15 protein-coding genes are annotated in these 18,147 nt (G+C 46.6%); 3 read left to right on the plus strand and 12 right to left on the minus strand.

The window, feature by feature from the left end:
- Nucleotides 1-724 precede the first annotated feature (724 nt).
- Nucleotides 725-1,477, minus strand: coding sequence for an SDR family NAD(P)-dependent oxidoreductase (locus AC0VYE_RS28640; protein ID WP_475444038.1), 753 nt, complete (start codon nt 1,475-1,477; stop codon nt 725-727).
- 162 nt (nt 1,478-1,639) lie between these two features.
- Here AC0VYE_RS28640 and AC0VYE_RS28645 point away from each other — a divergent pair, with 162 nt between their 5' ends.
- Together AC0VYE_RS28645 and AC0VYE_RS28650 are read left to right on the plus strand one after the other, a co-directional pair.
- A complete protein-coding gene (locus tag AC0VYE_RS28645; RefSeq protein ID WP_475444039.1) occupies nt 1,640-2,323 on the plus strand; it encodes an HAD family hydrolase in 684 nt (227 codons plus the stop codon).
- 315 nt (nt 2,324-2,638) lie between these two features.
- Complete coding sequence (locus AC0VYE_RS28650; RefSeq protein ID WP_076267398.1) at nt 2,639-3,967, plus strand: FAD-dependent oxidoreductase; 1,329 nt, start codon at nt 2,639-2,641, stop codon at nt 3,965-3,967.
- Nucleotides 3,968-4,064: 97 nt separating this feature from the next.
- Here the strand turns inward: AC0VYE_RS28650 and AC0VYE_RS28655 are convergent, their stop codons facing one another.
- A complete protein-coding gene (locus AC0VYE_RS28655; RefSeq protein WP_475444041.1) occupies nt 4,065-5,033 on the minus strand; it encodes a glycoside hydrolase family 43 protein in 969 nt (322 codons plus the stop codon).
- A 234-nt stretch (nt 5,034-5,267) separates the two neighbouring features.
- On the opposite strand from AC0VYE_RS28655, the gene AC0VYE_RS28660 reads away from it, so the two are divergent.
- The gene (locus AC0VYE_RS28660) at nt 5,268-6,182 is read left to right on the plus strand and encodes an ArsR/SmtB family transcription factor (RefSeq protein ID WP_441882668.1); all 915 of its coding nucleotides are present in this window, start codon (nt 5,268-5,270) and stop codon (nt 6,180-6,182) included.
- Nucleotides 6,183-6,220: 38 nt separating this feature from the next.
- Here AC0VYE_RS28660 and AC0VYE_RS28665 read toward each other — a convergent pair whose 3' ends face one another.
- From AC0VYE_RS28665 to AC0VYE_RS28710, 10 genes are all read right to left on the minus strand, one after another.
- A complete protein-coding gene (locus tag AC0VYE_RS28665; protein WP_475444043.1) occupies nt 6,221-6,430 on the minus strand; it encodes a hypothetical protein in 210 nt (69 codons plus the stop codon).
- Between the two features lie 17 nt (nt 6,431-6,447).
- Nucleotides 6,448-6,621 carry a hypothetical protein gene (locus AC0VYE_RS28670; RefSeq protein ID WP_475444045.1) on the minus strand — a complete coding sequence of 58 codons (174 nt, stop codon included), beginning with the start codon at nt 6,619-6,621 and terminating at the stop codon, nt 6,448-6,450.
- Between the two features lie 226 nt (nt 6,622-6,847).
- Nucleotides 6,848-7,828: a carbohydrate ABC transporter permease gene (locus tag AC0VYE_RS28675; protein ID WP_441912869.1), complete on the minus strand. Its 981-nt coding sequence runs from the start codon at nt 7,826-7,828 to the stop codon at nt 6,848-6,850.
- Nucleotides 7,829-7,833: 5 nt separating this feature from the next.
- Entirely contained in the window at nt 7,834-8,712 is an 879-nt protein-coding gene (locus AC0VYE_RS28680) for a carbohydrate ABC transporter permease (protein ID WP_076267167.1), read from the minus strand.
- A gap of 2 nt (nt 8,713-8,714) precedes the next feature.
- Nucleotides 8,715-11,081 carry a DUF5696 domain-containing protein gene (locus AC0VYE_RS28685; protein ID WP_475444048.1) on the minus strand — a complete coding sequence of 789 codons (2,367 nt, stop codon included), beginning with the start codon at nt 11,079-11,081 and terminating at the stop codon, nt 8,715-8,717.
- A gap of 9 nt (nt 11,082-11,090) precedes the next feature.
- A complete protein-coding gene (locus AC0VYE_RS28690; protein ID WP_475444050.1) occupies nt 11,091-11,708 on the minus strand; it encodes a YIP1 family protein in 618 nt (205 codons plus the stop codon).
- On the minus strand, nt 11,692-13,191 hold the full coding sequence (locus AC0VYE_RS28695) for a hypothetical protein (RefSeq protein WP_475444052.1): 1,500 nt from the start codon (nt 13,189-13,191) through the stop codon (nt 11,692-11,694). The genes AC0VYE_RS28690 and AC0VYE_RS28695 overlap by 17 nt, the downstream gene beginning before the upstream one ends.
- A 13-nt stretch (nt 13,192-13,204) precedes the next feature.
- Complete coding sequence (locus AC0VYE_RS28700; protein ID WP_256710834.1) at nt 13,205-14,065, minus strand: carbohydrate ABC transporter permease; 861 nt, start codon at nt 14,063-14,065, stop codon at nt 13,205-13,207.
- Between the two features lie 6 nt (nt 14,066-14,071).
- Nucleotides 14,072-15,031, minus strand: a complete 960-nt coding sequence (locus tag AC0VYE_RS28705; RefSeq protein ID WP_475449756.1) for a carbohydrate ABC transporter permease — start codon at nt 15,029-15,031, stop codon at nt 14,072-14,074.
- A gap of 2 nt (nt 15,032-15,033) precedes the next feature.
- Nucleotides 15,034-18,039 (minus strand): extracellular solute-binding protein, encoded by a 3,006-nt coding sequence (locus AC0VYE_RS28710; protein WP_475444055.1) that lies wholly within the window; start codon nt 18,037-18,039, stop codon nt 15,034-15,036.
- Nucleotides 18,040-18,147: the final 108 nt, after the last annotated feature.

An 18,147-nucleotide genomic window follows, 5' to 3' on the forward strand; every position in this document is an offset into this window, starting at 1 on the left:
AACGTACCCTTCTCACCAAAATAGAGCTAGAAAATAGCCTTATTTCGCTCATCACCTTCGATCTAGCACGTTAGGAGCCTATTCAGCAAAAATAAGACTAAAATATGGTCCAATTTTTATCAAACGTACCCTTCTCACCAAAATAGAGCTAGAAAATAGCCTTATTTTCGCTCATCAGCCTCGATGATGCTCAATAGGAGTCAATCCAGCAAATATAAGGCTAAAATATAGTCCTATTTCATCAAACGTACCCTTCTCACCAAAATAGAGCTAGAAAATAGCCTTATTTTCGCTCATCACCTTCGATCTAGCACGTTAGGAGCCTATTCAGCAAAAATAAGACTAAAATATAGTCCTATTTTCATCAAACATGCCCTTCTCACCAAAATAGAGCTAGAAAATAGTCTTATTTTCGATCATCACCTTCGATCTAGCAGGTTAGGAGCCTATTCAGCAAAAATAAGACTAGAATATAGTCCTATTTTCATCAAACATGCCCTTCTCACCAAAATAGATCTAGAAAATAGGCTTATTTCAGCTCCTCTTAGTCAAGTAAAATCACTGCTTTAAATAAAGCAATGGCAGTCTCAAAAGCAGATAAACTGCTTTTGAGACTGCCTCTTTTTGGTAAACAAATATACTCCATACGGCGCTGGCTCACTACGAGATCTGCTCCAACACCTCCGCCCTATGCCATTACACTCGCTCTACATCGCGCGTCAAATTACTCCTCATAAATCATTTTTCTCGTCATACCGCCATCAATTGTGATGTGGGTTCCGGTTACAAAATCATTTTGAGGGTCTGTTAGATACAAACATGCCCGTGCAATATCCTCCGGTTTGCCTACCCGCTTAGACGGATGCTGCTCATGATCCTCTGGGCGCAGCTTGCTGTAATCACCCGTTTCGATCCAACCTGGACATATTGCGTTAACCGTAATATGATCTGGGCCGAGCGACACCGCCATCGCGTGGGTTAGCGAGAGAATCCCACCTTTGGATGCCGCATAGGCTTCTGAATTCGGTTCCGACATCATTGCTCTCGTAGAAGAAATGTTTACGATAGCTCCACCGCCGGTTGTCCGCATCAACTTGGCCGCCTCACGCGTACAGACAAACGTCCCGCGCAGGTTCGTATTCACAACGCTGTCCCATTCATCAATGGATAGGTCGTATGGCGACTTCCATATGCCAAACCCCGCATTGTTTATGACGATGTCTAATCTCCCGACAATCATTTCCAAATCACGCAGCATTTTAATAATGTCATCAGGTTTGCTCATATCGGCAGAAAGGGATAAAGAATCATAACCTGCCTCTTGCAGCAGCAAGCCGGTCTGCTCCAGTCCTTCTTCGTTTTTATCCACTAATACAGGCAGTGCTCCTTGTTCCGCATAAGCTAGTGCAAGCGCTCGTCCAATACCAGCTCCAGCGCCTGTTATGAGTACAACCTTATCTTCGTGTGCTGCTTTCATTTTGAATGCCTCCTTAGCGTGCCCTTTTACCTAAAGAGTTTAAAGCAATTCGAAGCAAAATGAAAATCCCATCCGCTCGCCCTCCATGAAGAGGACAAATACAGCAGTATCACGAAATAATAGGCAACGGAACGATGGCACAATTAATAATAAATTTGAAAAATGGAGCTGATCACCCTGAACACCAGAGCTATCTTTTTCGATTTATTTGAAACGTTGATAACTGAATTTACGGATGGCAAGCGCACCATCAATAGATCCACGGACGATGCTGCACTTCTCGGCATGAATCATGGCGATTTCAAGAAAGAATGGCGCAAACGCCAAGAAGCAAGAATGACCGGACAATATGTTAACTTCTTTGAAGTGATGAGAGACATTTTGGAGAAGCAGAATTTGCCTTACAACGAACAAGTGGTGGAGCAATTGTATCGAACAAGAATCGATGAAAAGCAGGCTCCATTTTCAACAATTCAGCCAGCTGTTCTTGCCATGCTGAAAGAGCTGCAAAGCAAGCACATAAAAATAGGGCTTATTAGCAATTGTACAGAAGAAGAAATTCGCCAGTGGCAAGCTAGCCAGCTTGCTCCCTACTTTGATGATGCCCTCTTCTCGTATGAAGTTGGCTTAGCCAAACCAGACATTCGTATATATCAATTAGCCTGTGAGAGGTTAGGCGTATTGCCCGAAAATGCAGTATTTGTAGGCGATGGAGGTTCTAATAAGCTGGATGGCGCATACAACGCTGGCTTAAAAGTTTTTCATGCTTTTTGGTTTAATACCTACATAACAAGCCCCTACACGAAGCTGCTCCATCCTTATCATTTAATAGCTCATTTGCCATAATAAAATAGAAGCAAAAAGATACTTTGACGATTCACAGCCGCTGCTCTGAGTTTATTATCATCTAATCGTATGGATAAATGGTTACTGTGGAAGTTGTGGACAAAACGTGTCAAATAATCTGAAAATTTAATTAATATTGTAAAAACAGCTTGAACACCCCTTGTCAATTTTCTCAAAAGCGAATATGATAAAAGCAATCAAAGGTTGTGAATCTTTTCACACTATATAGTATATTGTGAATTAATTCACGTTGTAAGGGCGGCTGCCCTAGCAGACTACCCTCTACACATCCCATAGGAGGCGTTTTTTATGACGATGAACATTGCTGTTATTGGCTGTACACATGCAGGAACGGCTGCAATTAAACAAATGGCTGCACTTTACCCGGAGGCCAACATTACCGTTTATGAACGGAATGACAATATCTCGTTTCTATCGTGCGGCATCGCACTGCATGTTGGCGGTGTAGTAAAAAATGCTGAGCAGTTATTTTATGCTTCGCCCGAGCAGCTTGCTGAGCTTGGCGTGAAGACGCATATGCGACATGATGTGCTTGCAGTAGATACGGATGCCAAACAAATTGAGGTCCGCAATCTTGTAACTGGCGACGAATTTACTGAAAGCTATGATAAGCTCGTCGTTACAACAGGCTCGTGGCCGATTATTCCGCAAATGGACGGCATCGCGCTTGAAAATATCGTTCTTTGCAAAAACTACAACCATTCGAAAGAAATCATCGAGAAAGCAAAAACAGCGAACCGCATTGCAGTTATCGGAGCTGGCTACATCGGTATTGAACTCGTAGAAGCATTTGAACAGCTTGGCAAACAAGTAACCTTAATCGACAATATGGAACGCATTTTATATAAATACTTGGATCGTGAATTTACAGATGTTACAGAGCAGGCGTTGATTGATAAAGGGATAACGATCGCAACTGGTCAGACGGTTACTTCGTTCAAGGGCAGCGAGGGACATGTAACGACAGTCATCACGACAGCTGGCGAATATGAAGCGGATCTCGTCGTACTATGCATCGGCTTCCGTCCTAACACTGAACTGCTGAAAGGCCAAGTAGATATGCTTCCTAACGGCGCGATTATTGTGGATGATTATATGAGAACGAGCAAATCGGATGTATTTGCTGCTGGCGACAGCTGTGCCATTCACTATAATCCAACAGGACAAAACGCCTATATTCCTTTAGCCACAAACGCTGTCCGCATGGGAACGCTCGTTGCCAAAAACCTGATGAAACCAACGGTCAGATATCTCGGAACACAAGGCACATCGGGCATTAAAATTTACGATTATAACATTGCATCGACTGGTTTAACGGAAACAGGCGCGCTTGCTGCGGGAATGAATGTGAAAAATGTCACAATCATTGATAGCTACCGTCTTGAATTTATGCCTACCTTTGAGCAAGTGACTTTAAAGGTCGTATATGAAGCGGATAGCGGCAGAATCGTTGGCGCACAGGTGTTATCGAAGGTTGATCTTACCCAGTCGATTAATACGTTGTCGGTTTGCATCCAGAACGGAATGACAATGGAGGAATTAAGCTACGTCGATTTCTTCTTCCAGCCGCATTACAACAAGCCATGGAACATGCTTAACCAAGCTGGTTTGCAAGCTGTATAATTTTATAAAAGCTGCAAGGATGGCACTCTGCCATCCTTGCAGCTTTTTTATTACAATAACAAAAGCCGCCCTTATACAGGCGGCTCTTGCCTATTCACTACAAATTATCAGCCGGCGGCTTCCCGAAATGAGGGGTTCCATCGGCGTTCCACGTAAATACCTTGGCGCGGGCGTGACGATTGGGATCAAATAACGGATCGCCTTCAATGTCCTTGTAGCTGCGAGCATGATAGATCAAAATATCCTGTTCCCCATCCTCAGACACGGTGAAGCTGTTGTGCCCTGGCCCATACTGACTATTTTCCGGACAGCTTGTAAACACTGGCGTCTGCGTCTTCACCCATGAGCGCGGATCGAGCAAGTCGCTCGTATCGTCAGCAGTCAATAAACCCATTGCATAGTTATGATTGGTGGCGCTGCCGGAGTAGGTCATAAATATTTTCCCGCCCCGCTTCAGGACAGCCGCTCCCTCATTTACCATGAAACCAATGACTTCCCAGTCGAGCTCCGGCTTCGTAATCAATACCTGCTTGCTCTTCAACGTCCAAGGATTGCTCATCGAAGCGATATACAAATTTGTATTGCCTTGAATGGCTGGGTCTTGCTGCGCCCATACTAAATATTGCTCGTCATTATGCAGGAAGCTTGTCGCATCAAGCGAGAAAGAATCCCAATCCGTAATGATCTGGCCCCTCTCCGTCCACTCGCCCTCAAGCGGGTTAGCCGAATCATTTTCAATAACATACATGCGATGCCTGAATGGCGCATCTGCCCTTGCGGCAGCGAAATATACATACCATTTTCCAGCGATAAAATGCAGCTCAGGTGCCCAAATATTGTGGCTCATTGGACCCGAATCGTGTTTTTTCCATACCACAACTTGCTCAGCGTCGGTAAGTCCTTCCAGCGTTTGTGCTCTTCGCAGCTCAATCCGATCATACTCCGGCACGGAGCCTGTGAAATAATAATACCCGTCTGTGTGCTTTACAACCCACGGATCTGCTCGTTGCTCGATTAACGGATTTCGCAGCTGCTTCTGCGACTGTTCAGATGCTTGTGTGCTCATGTTTCTCTCAGTCCTCCAGCTAATATTTCTATTTTTATAAAATAACTTCATCGATTCATTACTATAAATACGAAGGGTTCCAGCGGTCTAAATATAAATTGTCAACGTTTCTCTTTGCATATAAAATAGATAAGATATATCAGAATAACATTTTCATTAACGAATTCGACTTCATATTTTCAATCACCAGCTGTAAGGCAAATCCAATGTTAAAAAATTGAGCGGAGTGAACGTATGAAAATTGATATTTCAGATACTCATTTACCCATCTATGAAGCATTAGCCAGCGATGTAAGGCTTAAAATCATACAACTGCTTGCTCTGCAGGAGATGAACATCAAGGATCTCGCACAAGCGCTCGAGCTGAGCAGCCCCATTATGACGATGCATGTGAAGAAGCTCGAAAAAGCCGGCTTAATCAGCTCCGAGATGGTTTCCAGCAGCGGCGGGACCAAAAAAATGTGCAAACTTATCACGGATAGCATTGAGATAGATTTCCCGTCAACACGGCGCCCAGCGCTTCGCACTTATCATGAATCCATCATTTCCATCGGTCACTACACCGACTTTGAAGTGGAGCCTACCTGCGGCCTCGCTACGACTGCTAAAGTCATTGGCATGTTCGATGAGCCGCGTTTTTTTCTCGATCCTGATCGCATCAATGCCAGAATCCTTTGGTTTAGCAGCGGCTTTATTGAATACAAAACAGCCAATTTTTTATTGAAAAGCGAGAAGCCTACTGAGCTCGAAATATCGTTTGAAATTTCCTCCGAGGCTCCTTTTGCTAATGACAATTGGCCTTCGGATATTTCCTTTTACTTAAATGACACCAAAATCGGCCTATGGACGAGTCCTGGCGACTTCGGCGGTAAACGAGGAAAGTATACCCCCGATTGGTGGTGGGATGAAATTAATCAATATGGCCTGTTGAAGGTGCTGAAGATTACGCAAGCCGGAACCTTCATCGACGGTCAGCAAATTTCAGATGTTACCCTTGATGATGTCAACATATTAAGCAAGCAATGGAAATTTCGCATAGCTGTCGAGAAGGACGCCGAAAATGTCGGCGGCGTTACGTTATTCGGCTCTGGATTTGGAAATTACAATCAAGACATCGTCTTTAAGCTTTATTATGAAAGGAACGAATAAGAGCTAGCGGCGCGAGCTGCTAGCTCTTCATCCCCTTTTTACGGTAAATTTTCCAGCCTAAAGATCGTAATGGATTGTTGCCCAAGCTCAAGCTTAAATGTGTTAGACACCCCATCGACAGCCTGCTCCTTAGGCAGCACGGCCGCTGGCATCGCAAACGAATTCTCCACAACCATATCCGCTTGGAGTGACAGCTTCGTTCCTTGCGGAGCTATCGTTTTCCCCTTTACTTCGATAGACGCATTCACTGTATAGTCATTGGCATTTACGATATTTTTAGAATGATTTCATCTGTCTTCTCATCTCTGCCCGCTATGAAATAGAACGGCTCCTCACCTTGTTTACCGCCGCGTCCCGCCTCGTACGATTCGCCGCTGCGCATGCTAATTGAAGCTGGCAGTACCGAGCTCGCAACATGATGGCTGAACATTTGCTGCAAATTAACTGGAAAAACTCCTGCTAATATAGTGCCATCAGGGGCGTTATTCTCACTTAGAAGGAATTTCTCCCGTTAATTCCTATTATTTAAGCCAAAAGAGGCTTCCATAGTTAAATTAACGGGACAATTTCCTGTTGTTTCTCACTTATCCCGGCATTTCAGAAAATTAGCTGGAGATATTCCAGTTAGTTTCACTTGGATGCTGGATGTTAGATGGTGTATCCTACTATTCACCTGCGATACCGGAACGCTCGACGCTCTCGACGAAATAACGCTGCGTGAACATATACAAGATAAGCACCGGCAGGATCGTTAGCATAACCCCAGCCATAACTTGGTTTTGCAGCGTCGGCGCCATGCCGAGCGTACCTGAGGATACCGAGCTGGATGCCTGCTGAAGATCCAGATTCGCATTGCCGTTGAAGAAAGCCATATTTTGCGCCAGGTTGAAATACTCTGGAACGAGTAAATACATATTCGGCTCAAACAGGTCATTCCAGTGCCACACGACCGAGAAAAGGAAGACAACCAGCATGGCGGGTTTCGCGAGCGGAAACATAATCATCCAGTACGTCCGGAACGCACCCGCGCCATCGATTCTTGCCGCTTCCTCCAGCACATTCGGCAGCGTTCGGTAAAATTGAATAAAGATAAGGACGAACAAAGAGCCTTTCAGTCCGTGTCCAAGCAGCGCCGGCACAACGAACGGCAGATGCGTATTTACCCAGCCCAAGTCGAGGAAAAAGGTAAACAACGGTACAACGATCGTCTGCGGCGGCACAAGAAATGTAAATACAACCATCGCTAGAAACAACGCTTGACCGGGAAAACGGTAACGTGCGAAGCCGTATCCTACAATTGAACAGCTAACGACTTGAAGCATCGCGCTGCCAAATGAAATGATGGAGCTGTTCAGCAGTCCCGGCCAGAAGTTAATTTCCTCCATCGCGATCGAATAATTCGTTAGATTAAACTGCTTCGGAATCCACTGAATCGTAGCATCCGCCACATCCTCCGGCCGCATTAGCGATTTTGATACCATATAAAGCAGCGGATAAACGAAAACAAACGCCAAGCTGAGAATAACGACATAATAGAAAATCGTTCCGATTACGCCGCGTCCGCGCTTTATCCAAGTAATCTTCCAGACCTCTTCCGCTTTGCCTTGAAGGTCGGCATATTTTTCGGTCATGCTAGGTGAATTCATGCCATCTACCCCCTACCTTCGGTTGCTGACAAGCTTTTGCGGAAGATGAAGAATACGACCGCTAGCACAACCGAAATCACAATAAAGTAAATCCAGCCCATTGCCGAGCCATAAGCGTAATTATTCGTTTTGAACACATTGTTCATAATGTGATTCATAATTTGGTTATCTGTTTTGGTGAACGAGTTGACGACGCTGTAAAGCGTGTTGACGAACAGCATCGGCATAATCATCGGAAACGTAATCTTCCAGAAGCTTTCCCATTTTGTCGCGCCATCACATTTGGCTGCTTCATATAACGCCGGTGAGATCGTCTGCAAACCCGCGATAAAAATCAATATTTGCACGCCCGAATCCCACATGACGAGGGTTAAAGAATCTGCATATTGAAGCAGCGGGTCCAAGATGCTGTCGGGTATAAATGCGTTTAGCTTGCTGTAAAGATCGTATTGATAGAAGATCGGGAGCTGGGCAGCCCCTTGCTCCAGGAGCTCCCTTAAGATTGCGCCGGAAGCGATAATAACCGGCAGAAAGAATATGCCGCGGAACAATGTACGACCGCGAAACGGACGATTAAGCAGCAATGCGCTGAACATCGCAAATATCAGAATAAGCGGAACCTGCGTCAGCATCGTTGTCAGCGTAGCTTGCAGCAGCGGCACAAAATCGATGTCTGTCGTAAAGGCAGCCCGGTAATGGGTTAAGCCCGTGTAAGATGCCTTTAGCCCTGCCTTCGTAACCTCTAAATTGTTAAGCGAATAATAAAGTGATTTGCCAAGCGGAATGACCATGAACAGTAAGAAACCGACAACCCATATGGAAATGAACGAGTATCCCTCAAAGATGTGGCGGCCTCTCATCGAGAGTCCAAATTTTTTGCCCATGCTCATTTCCCTCCGTTTCGCATGAGATATCCTGCCGCAGGAATAGATAAGCCGTCAACCGTCGCTGAAGCACTGCCATAATTGACAATAACCTTTGTTCCATTCGCATACGTTGTTTGATATACGTTATTGCTCAGCTTCTCATGATCAGCAATCGACTGATTAGCGATCGCTTTATATATCAACTTAAGTTCGTTATATTGCTGAACGGCATCATCAATCCATGTCCTATATTCGGAGCTCCATAACCGATCCTCCAGCGTTCTTTGAAGCTTCGTTGTAGGCTCATAAGTCAGCTCTAGACTAGGCAGCGCACCATACTCTACCATCCGAAGCAGCTCGTTCTGGGCATCATTTCGCAAATTGATTGGATTAGCCGTATAAGGCACCAGCCCGCGTACCGCAATCTGATAGAAAGGAACCGTCTCGTCATTGTAAATAAAATGGCTGGAATCAAGCGGTGCTCCGCTAATGCCATCAATATGCCCAAGCATATAAGCAAATCCATAATCGACTGACGCTCCGCCGGTAGTCTCCCGAATAGCATCCGCAGCTTTCACCCAAGCTGATGCTGTCTCGCCGCGCGTTGTCAGCGACTTCGGATCGATATCGGAGTACAATGTATTTCCCCAAAAGCTAAGATGGACACCAGAGATGCCAAGCTTCGAATAATCCTTCAGCTCTTTGTTCAGATGTTTGCTGATGACACGCTCTGGCTTCATCCAATAATAGAGTCTGCTGTCGTCATTCCATCTGCTGCCAATATAATAGTCCGTACTTGGCGCTACTTCACGATCCATGCCGCGAATGGCGTCTTTTGACTTCTTCATGCCGTCGCTATCCGCGATTGCGCGAGCATAGTTTGCTTCCAAATAAAGCGAAACCCCTTTATTAGCGGCATAGGCGGCAAGATCCTTCAAATCCTTTGCTCCGCCCAGCTTTTTCTCCACTGGAAAGTGATCCGGCTGATCGCCATATAAACCATCATCAGACCATCCGGAAAACGTAAGCTCTAAATTCGCGATTCCTTTTTTCTGAAAAGCATCAATAATCTCACGCGCTTGATCGAATGTCGTCATCGAAATGAACGTATTGCCAAGCACCTCATCACGCAAAATACCGCCAAGCAGCTTCACCTTAAAGGGAATTGCCGTTTGCTCCAAAGGCTTAACTCCTTGCTCTTCTTTCAGAAATTTGCCATATGCCTGTGCCATTCCGACATAATCAGCTTCCTTGTCTTGAAGCAGTACGTAACGCAGCTGCCGATCGCCTTTGATCCAGTTGCCTTGGAAAAATGGGATTTCACCCGATGTCCCGATGAAAATAACATCGCTCCAGCGGTACACGAATTCCGCCGACGTCCGATAATAGGAGATCGCGCGGATGCCTGACGGCGTTCCATTAATCTTCGCATCGTATTGACCTTTCGTTACGATACCGAGCGAACCTACATCGTCGCGGTAATTGCCGAATACCGGCAGCGCAACCATTTCTTTTGGAGCAAGCTTTTGCCGCCACATTTGATCAATATCCGTATGTGATTGCGTAACATAAGCCGGGTCGGCGCCATAGATCATTTCGGAGTAGCCTGCAAAATACTGCGGATGCTTCGCGCTGTATTTCATAAGCGCGCCGGAGCCGTCCGGCAGGAAAATCGCTCCTTCCTCCGTATCCGCAGCAGCGTTCCAGAATGGCAGCGGCTCAATACTTACAAACTTTGCTTTGCCCGCCTCCTTAATGGATGCTTCCGGAATCGACAGCTCGAAGCCTTTCTCATTCAAGCGATAATCAATCGCAAACTCCAGCTTTTCCTTCACGAATTGGAAGGTTACTTTCGCACCGCCGTCGATTGTCTCAACCTTCAGCTTGTTTTCCTTTTCCTTTGCCAAATACGTTTGTACAGTATCCGAGCCCTCTGTATACTTCACATGAACGGCAGCATCCATAAACTTCTTATTATTAGGCATCGTCGTTCTAGGAAGCTGCGGCGTCCCCAGCCATTCTTTCTTCGTTCGCTTGTCAACGAGGCGAACATTGCCTGTTTTATCGTCGATGTACATCTTGTAGCTGTCATTCTCCGCAATCTGCTTTGTAGCCGATACAGGATACTGCTTCACTTCGCCTTGGTCAACAGGTTCCGTTGTCTCTGCAGCAGACTCTTCTACTGGAGCCTCCGAAGCAGCAGTTGAATCCGAAGCCGCTGCGGCATCTTCATCCGTGGTCGCCTCCGACGCAGTCGCAGTTGCACTCTTGCCCGCGTCTTCCTCTGCTTGAACACGGGTTTCGCCTTCCACGCTCCCGAAGTGAGGGAATATGCTGACAACGAGCAGCAATGCCACGATAATAAGCCATTTTCGTTGTTTCCTCATCTCGTCCACCTACCTTCGGAAGTTTATTTCTTTGAACATGTCGATTATAAAGTTAAGGAGTTGATTGATTAAGCCAAACATCAGAATGCCAATAAACCAAATAATTAATATGCCGACGATGCTCAGCAACGTAATCCAGATCATTTTGCCAAGCTCAAAATCATGAACGATTCTTACCTTAAGCAAGAGCAGCCACCCTACCCAGTAAAGAGTAAGATTGATTAAAAACGAATAAATAGAGCTTTCATCCAGCGCCAAAATATTGGTTAGCAGCGTGATCGGGATAATAAAGATCGCATAAGGAACCAGCGCAAATGCACTGCCGACAAACACTTCCTTAAATTTCCCTTCCCCTTCAAGAATCGCACTGACGCCCCAGTTCGATATCGTCCACGTTACCCATGGCACAACGATCCAGATCAGCTCATGCACAAACGAGATCTCATATGTTTCTCTCGTCTCGAACGCATACCCCGTAATTAGAATGGCAACCATTCTCGCGATATAAGCCAGTGCGACGATGAACAACGCTTGCCCCCATTTAATGCGGCCCGGCTCCTGAATATCGTGGTAAAAATCGATCGGGTGCACGAGCACCTGCCGCATCATTTTAAACGTTGCGATCATAAGGCACTCCTCCCTTCACCTGAACCACTTTAGCCGACTTGCGGTCTTTCAGCATCGCAGAAGCTCTGCGCCAAACAAAAGGGATGATGTAGCGCAAAAGCACGATAAGCACGATAATGGCTAAACATATCCATGCAAAATGCTCTCTAATATATTCCTTTCGATATTCCTTAAAAGCGACCGAGTAATCGTAACGCGATCTTGCCAGCTCAAAATACTCCATAGCTCCCTTATAGTTTTCCGCTTTATAGAGAGACTTGCCGATTGCAAGGTAGGCGAGATCAAAGTTTGCATTCAAATGCAAAACCTCGTTCCACATTCCCTCCGACTCTTTGTATCGTCCATCAACGAATAACCGCGATGCGTCATGCACCAGATCTGCAAACGGCGTCGTACGGAACAAATCGATGCGATTGCGTCCTTTATCGACCACATACACCGTGCCGTCTGCTGACTGATCAAGGCTTGATGGCGTTATAAACAAGCCGTTCTGATCGCCGAGCCCTCCGAACACGAACAAGAAATTCCCGAGCTTATCGTACTGATAAACTTTGCTGGACTGAAGGTCAAGTGCAGTGATAACACCGTCCTTATCTACAGCTAGATCAAGAAACGACGACACTTCGAAAGGTCCAGCATCAAAACGTCCACCGTATCTCTTAGGAACAATATTGAGCGTATCCACACCAACAGGCGATAAACGCTTTAATTGGTTCATTTCTGTTCCAAGTGTGGACGTGTAGACGAAACCTTCCTCATCCTGCACCGCATTGGAGAACTCGAGCGGCTTAACAACCGACAATTTTGCCTTCTGCTCCTCCGTTGCAACGAGCTTAACGAACAATCTGCTCCAGCTGAAGCCTACATGATTCGCACCATAAAACCCTTTAAATTGCCCGTTCGGATCAATTTGAATGAGGCCCTGTGTGTTTCCATCACTTACGACAAACATGTAATTCCGCTTATCCACGAGCAGCTTTGATGGAGAATACGAGAAAGTTGCTCCGAGCAGCGGACTTTCAGGCTTGCCGAACTGCTTCTGGAATTTCCCGTTTTTATCAAAAATAGCGATTCGTTGGTTTTTCGTATCAGCTACATAGATGGTTCCATCCTGCTTCACGTAAACGCCTTTTGGCTCGTTCAGCTTGCCGTCGCCTTCTTCGTCGCCGATAATGTTCAGCACCTCATGCTTCCCATCCAAATGGACGACCCGGCTATTTCCTGTATCCACGATATAGATCGTTCCATCGTCAGCAAGGAAAATATCCTCGGGTGAGCTAAATGGTCCAGATGATAGGTTATAACCGTCAATTGAGCTCTCATACATGTACCCGTTGATCGAGTGAACATCTTGGCCCAGCTTATTTCTCGTATACCCTTCATATGGAGAGGCCGCGAACGTTTGAACAGGTAGAGCTGTAACTAGCATCAGTAAAGCGATAGCTGTACTGACAACGAATCGGAATATCGTAACCTGCTTCATCCCGGTTGTCCTCCTACTCTTTCAGACCTGAATGCGCCATCGTTTGCAGCACTAAGCGCTGCGTTACGATAAAGACGATTATCGTCGGCACAATCATCAATAAACTTGCCGCGGCAAGCGTGCCGACACGCGCAACGACGCCGTATCCACCGCTTAACGTCTGGATTGCCAGCGGCAGCGACTTCATATCCTGATCGGTCGTATAAACCATCGCTGGGTATGGATCATTCCAGGCTGATATGAAGCTGAATAATGCAAAGGTCGCGATGGCTGGCTTCAGCATCGGCATGACGACAACCCAGAACACCTTCCACTCGGATGCACCGTCCATGCGTGCTGCCTCCAGCAGGGCATCCGGAATTTGGCGCAAAAACTGCGTCATCAGAAACATCCCTATCGGAGCCGCCAAATATGGCAAAATCATCGCCCAATACGTATTGATCAAACCGATTTTGCTAATGAGCAAATATTGCGGAATTTGCACGACCATCGGCGAGAACATAATTGCAAGCACGACCATGTTGAATATAGCGCTGCGAAACGGCATATTGTGCTTCGCCAGCGGATAGGCTGCCATGGCCGATACGAGAATGCCAAAGCCAACAATACAGGAGCTGATCAGCAAGCTGTTAAAAATAAACCTGGAGAACGGAACGCTTGTCGTTCCCGTTATGAGCAATAGATCGCGAAAATTGACTAATGTCGGATTGTTCACGAAAAATCGCGGCGGAAACAGGAACAGCTCGCTTGTTGGTTTAAAGGCTGTAGATACCATATAAACCAGAGGGGCAAGCATCAAGAGACCGAACAACGTTAGAAATAGATAAAGGAAAAACCCTCCCCAATCCTTCCTGCCTTTCACTGCGCCAGTCATATCGGTTCAGTCCTTTCCTAGCCATTTGAATATGAGACGGTTTAGTCCGATCATCATGACGAACAGCACAACCGCGATCGCCGCAGCGTAACCCATCTCAAACTTGATAAAGGCATAATCGAATAAATGTGTCAAAATCGTATGGCCTGCATAAAGCGGACTCGGCAATCCAACGAGCTGCACGCTCACATCAAACACGGTCAACGAGCTAACAACCTGAAGCACTGCGCCGAACAGCAATTGCGGCTTTACGGATGGAACCGTAATATAAATGAGCTGCTGCCATCTATACTTAATTCCGTCGATTTCCCCGGCCTCGTAAAGATCCTTCGGTACGTTCTGAAGTCCGGCTAGGAAAGCCAAGAACCCTACCCCCATCGACATCCATAGCGAGACAATGATGATAACAGGTACAATCGAATTAATATTTTGCAAAAATAAATAAGGCTCGTCGATAATGCCCAGCTTCGATGCAAAATAGTTAAGCAAGCCTTTGCGGTCGCCCGCAAACAGGTAGAGCCATACGACCGACATCGCCGTAGCGCTCGTAATGGACGGCGTGTAATAACAAAGCGTATAGAAGAAGCGGTATTTTTGCGGAATTTGGCTGATGAGCCAAGCCAGCAAGAACGCCATCACATAGCCGACCGGCCCTGTAATGAACGCGAATTTCAACGTAATGCCAATCGCCTTAAGGAAAATATCATCGTCGACAAACAACAGCTTGTAATTGGAGAGACCAATAAACTTTGGCGCCTCCAGAATGTTGTAATAGGTAAAGCTGAGTACAACCGAAGTGACGACCGGTACGATCGTAAACAAGGTGAACAGGATAAGAAATGGAGCGAGAAACAGGTAGGAAACCCTGTTTCTCTTCATTTCATGCCACAGCAAAGACAATTTGCTCGGTTTGCGGAGGCGCTCCGCTGCCGGAGTGACCACGGTTGCCGCTGAATCTGGGTTCATTTTCACGGGCTGTCGCCTCCTTTGGAAGTTGCTTGGCTGGAAGATGCAGGCGCATCATTTAAACCAAATTCCTCGCGCTTCTTGCGCAATTCCTTATCGATTTCCTTAACGCCTTCCTCCACCGCTTCACGCGGTATTTTGCCATTCAATACGATTTGGTTCCAAATATTCGCGATATGTCTGGTCGTGTAGTAACCGCCAATGACAACCTCGCGCTCCTTGAACCATTCCCACTGCTCGAGAATCGCGTTAATATCAGAGGATTGCCACGGCATCCGCTTCAGCGCCTCGATATTAGCGGTGTTCCATCTTGCTTCTACGCCAAGCAGCGCTTCAAGCTCGGATCCGAATCTTTCCTGCGTATCTGCACTCGTCCACCATTTCAGAAATTCCCATGATTGTTCTTTCATGTCGGTATCTTTGAAAATCATGCCCGTTTGCGCGAGGCCGCCGGTTGAACGGTTTATTTGTCCATCCTCTTGCGGAGTGCCCGGCATCGGCTTCATACCCCACCAGCCTGTAAGCTCCGGCGCTGCAGTGGATAGCAGCACATAAGTGGAATAGTCCGCTACCCCGATTGGCATTTCGCCGGAACGGAAACGGTTATAGAAATCGGCTTGCTTCGAAATTTTAAAGTTCGTGAACAATCCAGTCCAAAGCTTAAATGCCTTCATCGCCTCTGGCGAATCAAGGTTCGAATATTTACCGTCTTCACGGTAAAACTCGCTGTTTTGCTGGAACAGGAACGGCGCAAATTCATTAATTGCAAGCGCCGGATTATTCGGAGCATGCGGGTAGAAAAAGTCCATTCCGTTTTGCTGCAAGATCGGAATAAGATCCATAACCTCCTGCCAAGTGTCTGGAATTTCAGACTCGGAAATGCCCAGCTGCTGCAAAATATCTTTGCGATAGAACAGCATGTTGAAATTTTGATTTTCTGGCAAAGCGTAGCTGCCGTTATTATATTTATAAGGAATAAGTGCACCTGGTCTGAAGCGAGCGGCTACTTCATCGTAATCGTCGTATTCCTCCAAGTTGACCAAACCATTGCGCACAGCATAATCAATTGGAATCTCACCCTCTACACCAAGCGCAACATCTGGCGCTAGACCCGCCGTACTCGCTAGCAAGAGCACTTGCATCTGCTGAGCCGGAATCACGTTGACATTTACTTTGATGCCTGTTTCTGTGGTGAAATCCTCATCAATCATTTGCTTAATAATGTCGACCCAGTCGCGCCCTCTCGCTACCCAAACGTCCAGCACCTTCTCGTCTTCATACACGTTGCCGATACCTCCGTAGTTTTTCGTGAACGAGCTCGTAAAGTCGTAAATCATCGTACCCGTTCTAGCCAACCAGCCTGCATCAGGCTTCGGCCATGCCGTATCTGGCGATTTAATGATGAGATAATCAAGCAGCAAGCTCTGCTTGCTCAGACCATTCACCCATGTCCCAAGCGATGCCTGCAAATCATTGAATTGCAGCATACGCCCTGGAATGGAGGTTGTATCGTTAGACATGCTGAGTAGCACGTCGCGCGCTTCGTAAAGCGGACTTACTTCAGAGCTGCCCTTGTCAACGCCCAGCTCATAAAGACCTTTGATCGTATCGTCGAAGCTCTTGGCCATAAGCTGCAGGCGTTGTACGAGGTTCGCGATATTTTGCTCCAAGCGCCAGTCGCCATTCGGATCGGGGTTCGTACCCGTAACTTGAATAACCTCACGGCCGAGCAGAGACATTTTGCGTGTCGTATCTGTAACCGTCTCGAGCATACGCCCAAGCGCACCAACCTGAACTTCCATTCGAATCGTATGCTTGCCCTTTTCTAGATAATAGAGATAGGGCTCATTGCTCTCGCTGTCGCCGCCGAACTTAGCAACTTGGAACTCCGCCTTATAAGGAAAAGAAATTTCATTCATTTCTTTAAATGGCAGCTTGCCATCAATCGTTACTGTCCGCTGTGTTGGCATTCCGTTAAGAAACCACTGCCCATAACGTGCTCCGATTTCATACAGACCACTTTCAGGCACCTCAATTTCCCATTCCGCCCACTGTCCGCCCGTTCGCCAGCTAGCGCCGCCGAACGTGTTAAGTACAATAGAATCTTTTTTGAATGGCTCTGTTAACGGCTCGCGATCCTCGATACGCTTCAGCGTCGGATCGGATTTTAAGGTCGACAGCTCGGCCTGTGCCTTAATGAGCTGCCCTGCCGTTTTCTTGTAGCCCTTCTGTTCATATGTGCTGGCAACCTCGGCGTAAGTCGGTACCTTGACCGGCGAGTAAATGTCAATTTTCCCAATTGCCGCAGGCTCCCTAACCGCTTGAAGGCGCAGCGTATGCTTGCCCTTAGTCAGATAGAAACGAAACGGCTCGTACGTTTTGCCTTCTGCATCACGGAATTCCCGGTATTGCCAACCGAATGTCTCTTCCCTGCGCGGATTGAATTCATTATTCTGATTGTCAAACCATGTTTTTCCGGCTTCCTTCCACATCCTTTGGAATTCCAGCTTCTTCGCTTGGAAAAACGGATATTTTCCGTCAATTTGCAAGCTGCGAACGATGGATGAGCGCTTGCCCTCCATCGCGTAATAGCTCATTCCCATTTGATAATAGCCATCCTGCGGCACTTCAAAGGAATAATCCGCCCAGCTGTCCTCATCCATAAGGGCTAAGGCTTGACCTGACTGATCACCTAAGCCCGAAACGATTTGTGTTCCTGACTCGCTGATTCCCTCATAATCTGTAGAAGACAGCGTGATGCTGAAATCCGTCGTATCCGACGCTCCTTGTTCACTCCAGCTGTCTGCATATTTATTAAAAGACGGCTCCAGCTTGCTGCTGGCGTCTTCACCTTCCAAAATTGACGATTGATCGATTCCAGCATCCAGCGCAATTCCAGCCATCGCATCATCGTTGTAGCCCCTTGAATTATTCCACCATAAAAAGAAGCAGACTAATGCGGCAATGACAATCAATGTTACCTTATACTTGCTTAGTGAGCGGATCACCAAGGAGCACCCCCTTGCCATACTAGCGTAAACGGCTTGCGCCATTTAAAGCAGGCGCAGCTATCGTTTCGCGATAAATGTTAAAACGTATCGTTGTGTTATCATGCC

The organism is Pristimantibacillus sp. Z349TD_6, from assembly GCF_056173205.1.

Bases quoted from the DNA above. Each gene is read 5' to 3' on its own strand.
- AC0VYE_RS28640 (WP_475444038.1), bottom strand. From the start codon at position 1,477: ATGAAAGCAGCACACGAAGATAAGGTTGTACTCATAACAGGCGCTGGA.
- AC0VYE_RS28645 (WP_475444039.1), top strand. From the start codon at position 1,640: ATGGAGCTGATCACCCTGAACACCAGAGCTATCTTTTTCGATTTATTT.
- AC0VYE_RS28650 (WP_076267398.1), top strand. From the start codon at position 2,639: ATGAACATTGCTGTTATTGGCTGTACACATGCAGGAACGGCTGCAATT.
- AC0VYE_RS28655 (WP_475444041.1), bottom strand. From the start codon at position 5,033: ATGAGCACACAAGCATCTGAACAGTCGCAGAAGCAGCTGCGAAATCCG.
- AC0VYE_RS28660 (WP_441882668.1), top strand. From the start codon at position 5,268: ATGAAAATTGATATTTCAGATACTCATTTACCCATCTATGAAGCATTA.
- AC0VYE_RS28675 (WP_441912869.1), bottom strand. From the start codon at position 7,828: ATGAATTCACCTAGCATGACCGAAAAATATGCCGACCTTCAAGGCAAA.
- AC0VYE_RS28680 (WP_076267167.1), bottom strand. From the start codon at position 8,712: ATGGGCAAAAAATTTGGACTCTCGATGAGAGGCCGCCACATCTTTGAG.
- AC0VYE_RS28685 (WP_475444048.1), bottom strand. From the start codon at position 11,081: ATGAGGAAACAACGAAAATGGCTTATTATCGTGGCATTGCTGCTCGTT.
- AC0VYE_RS28690 (WP_475444050.1), bottom strand. From the start codon at position 11,708: ATGATCGCAACGTTTAAAATGATGCGGCAGGTGCTCGTGCACCCGATC.
- AC0VYE_RS28695 (WP_475444052.1), bottom strand. From the start codon at position 13,191: ATGAAGCAGGTTACGATATTCCGATTCGTTGTCAGTACAGCTATCGCT.
- AC0VYE_RS28700 (WP_256710834.1), bottom strand. From the start codon at position 14,065: ATGACTGGCGCAGTGAAAGGCAGGAAGGATTGGGGAGGGTTTTTCCTT.
- AC0VYE_RS28705 (WP_475449756.1), bottom strand. From the start codon at position 15,031: ATGAACCCAGATTCAGCGGCAACCGTGGTCACTCCGGCAGCGGAGCGC.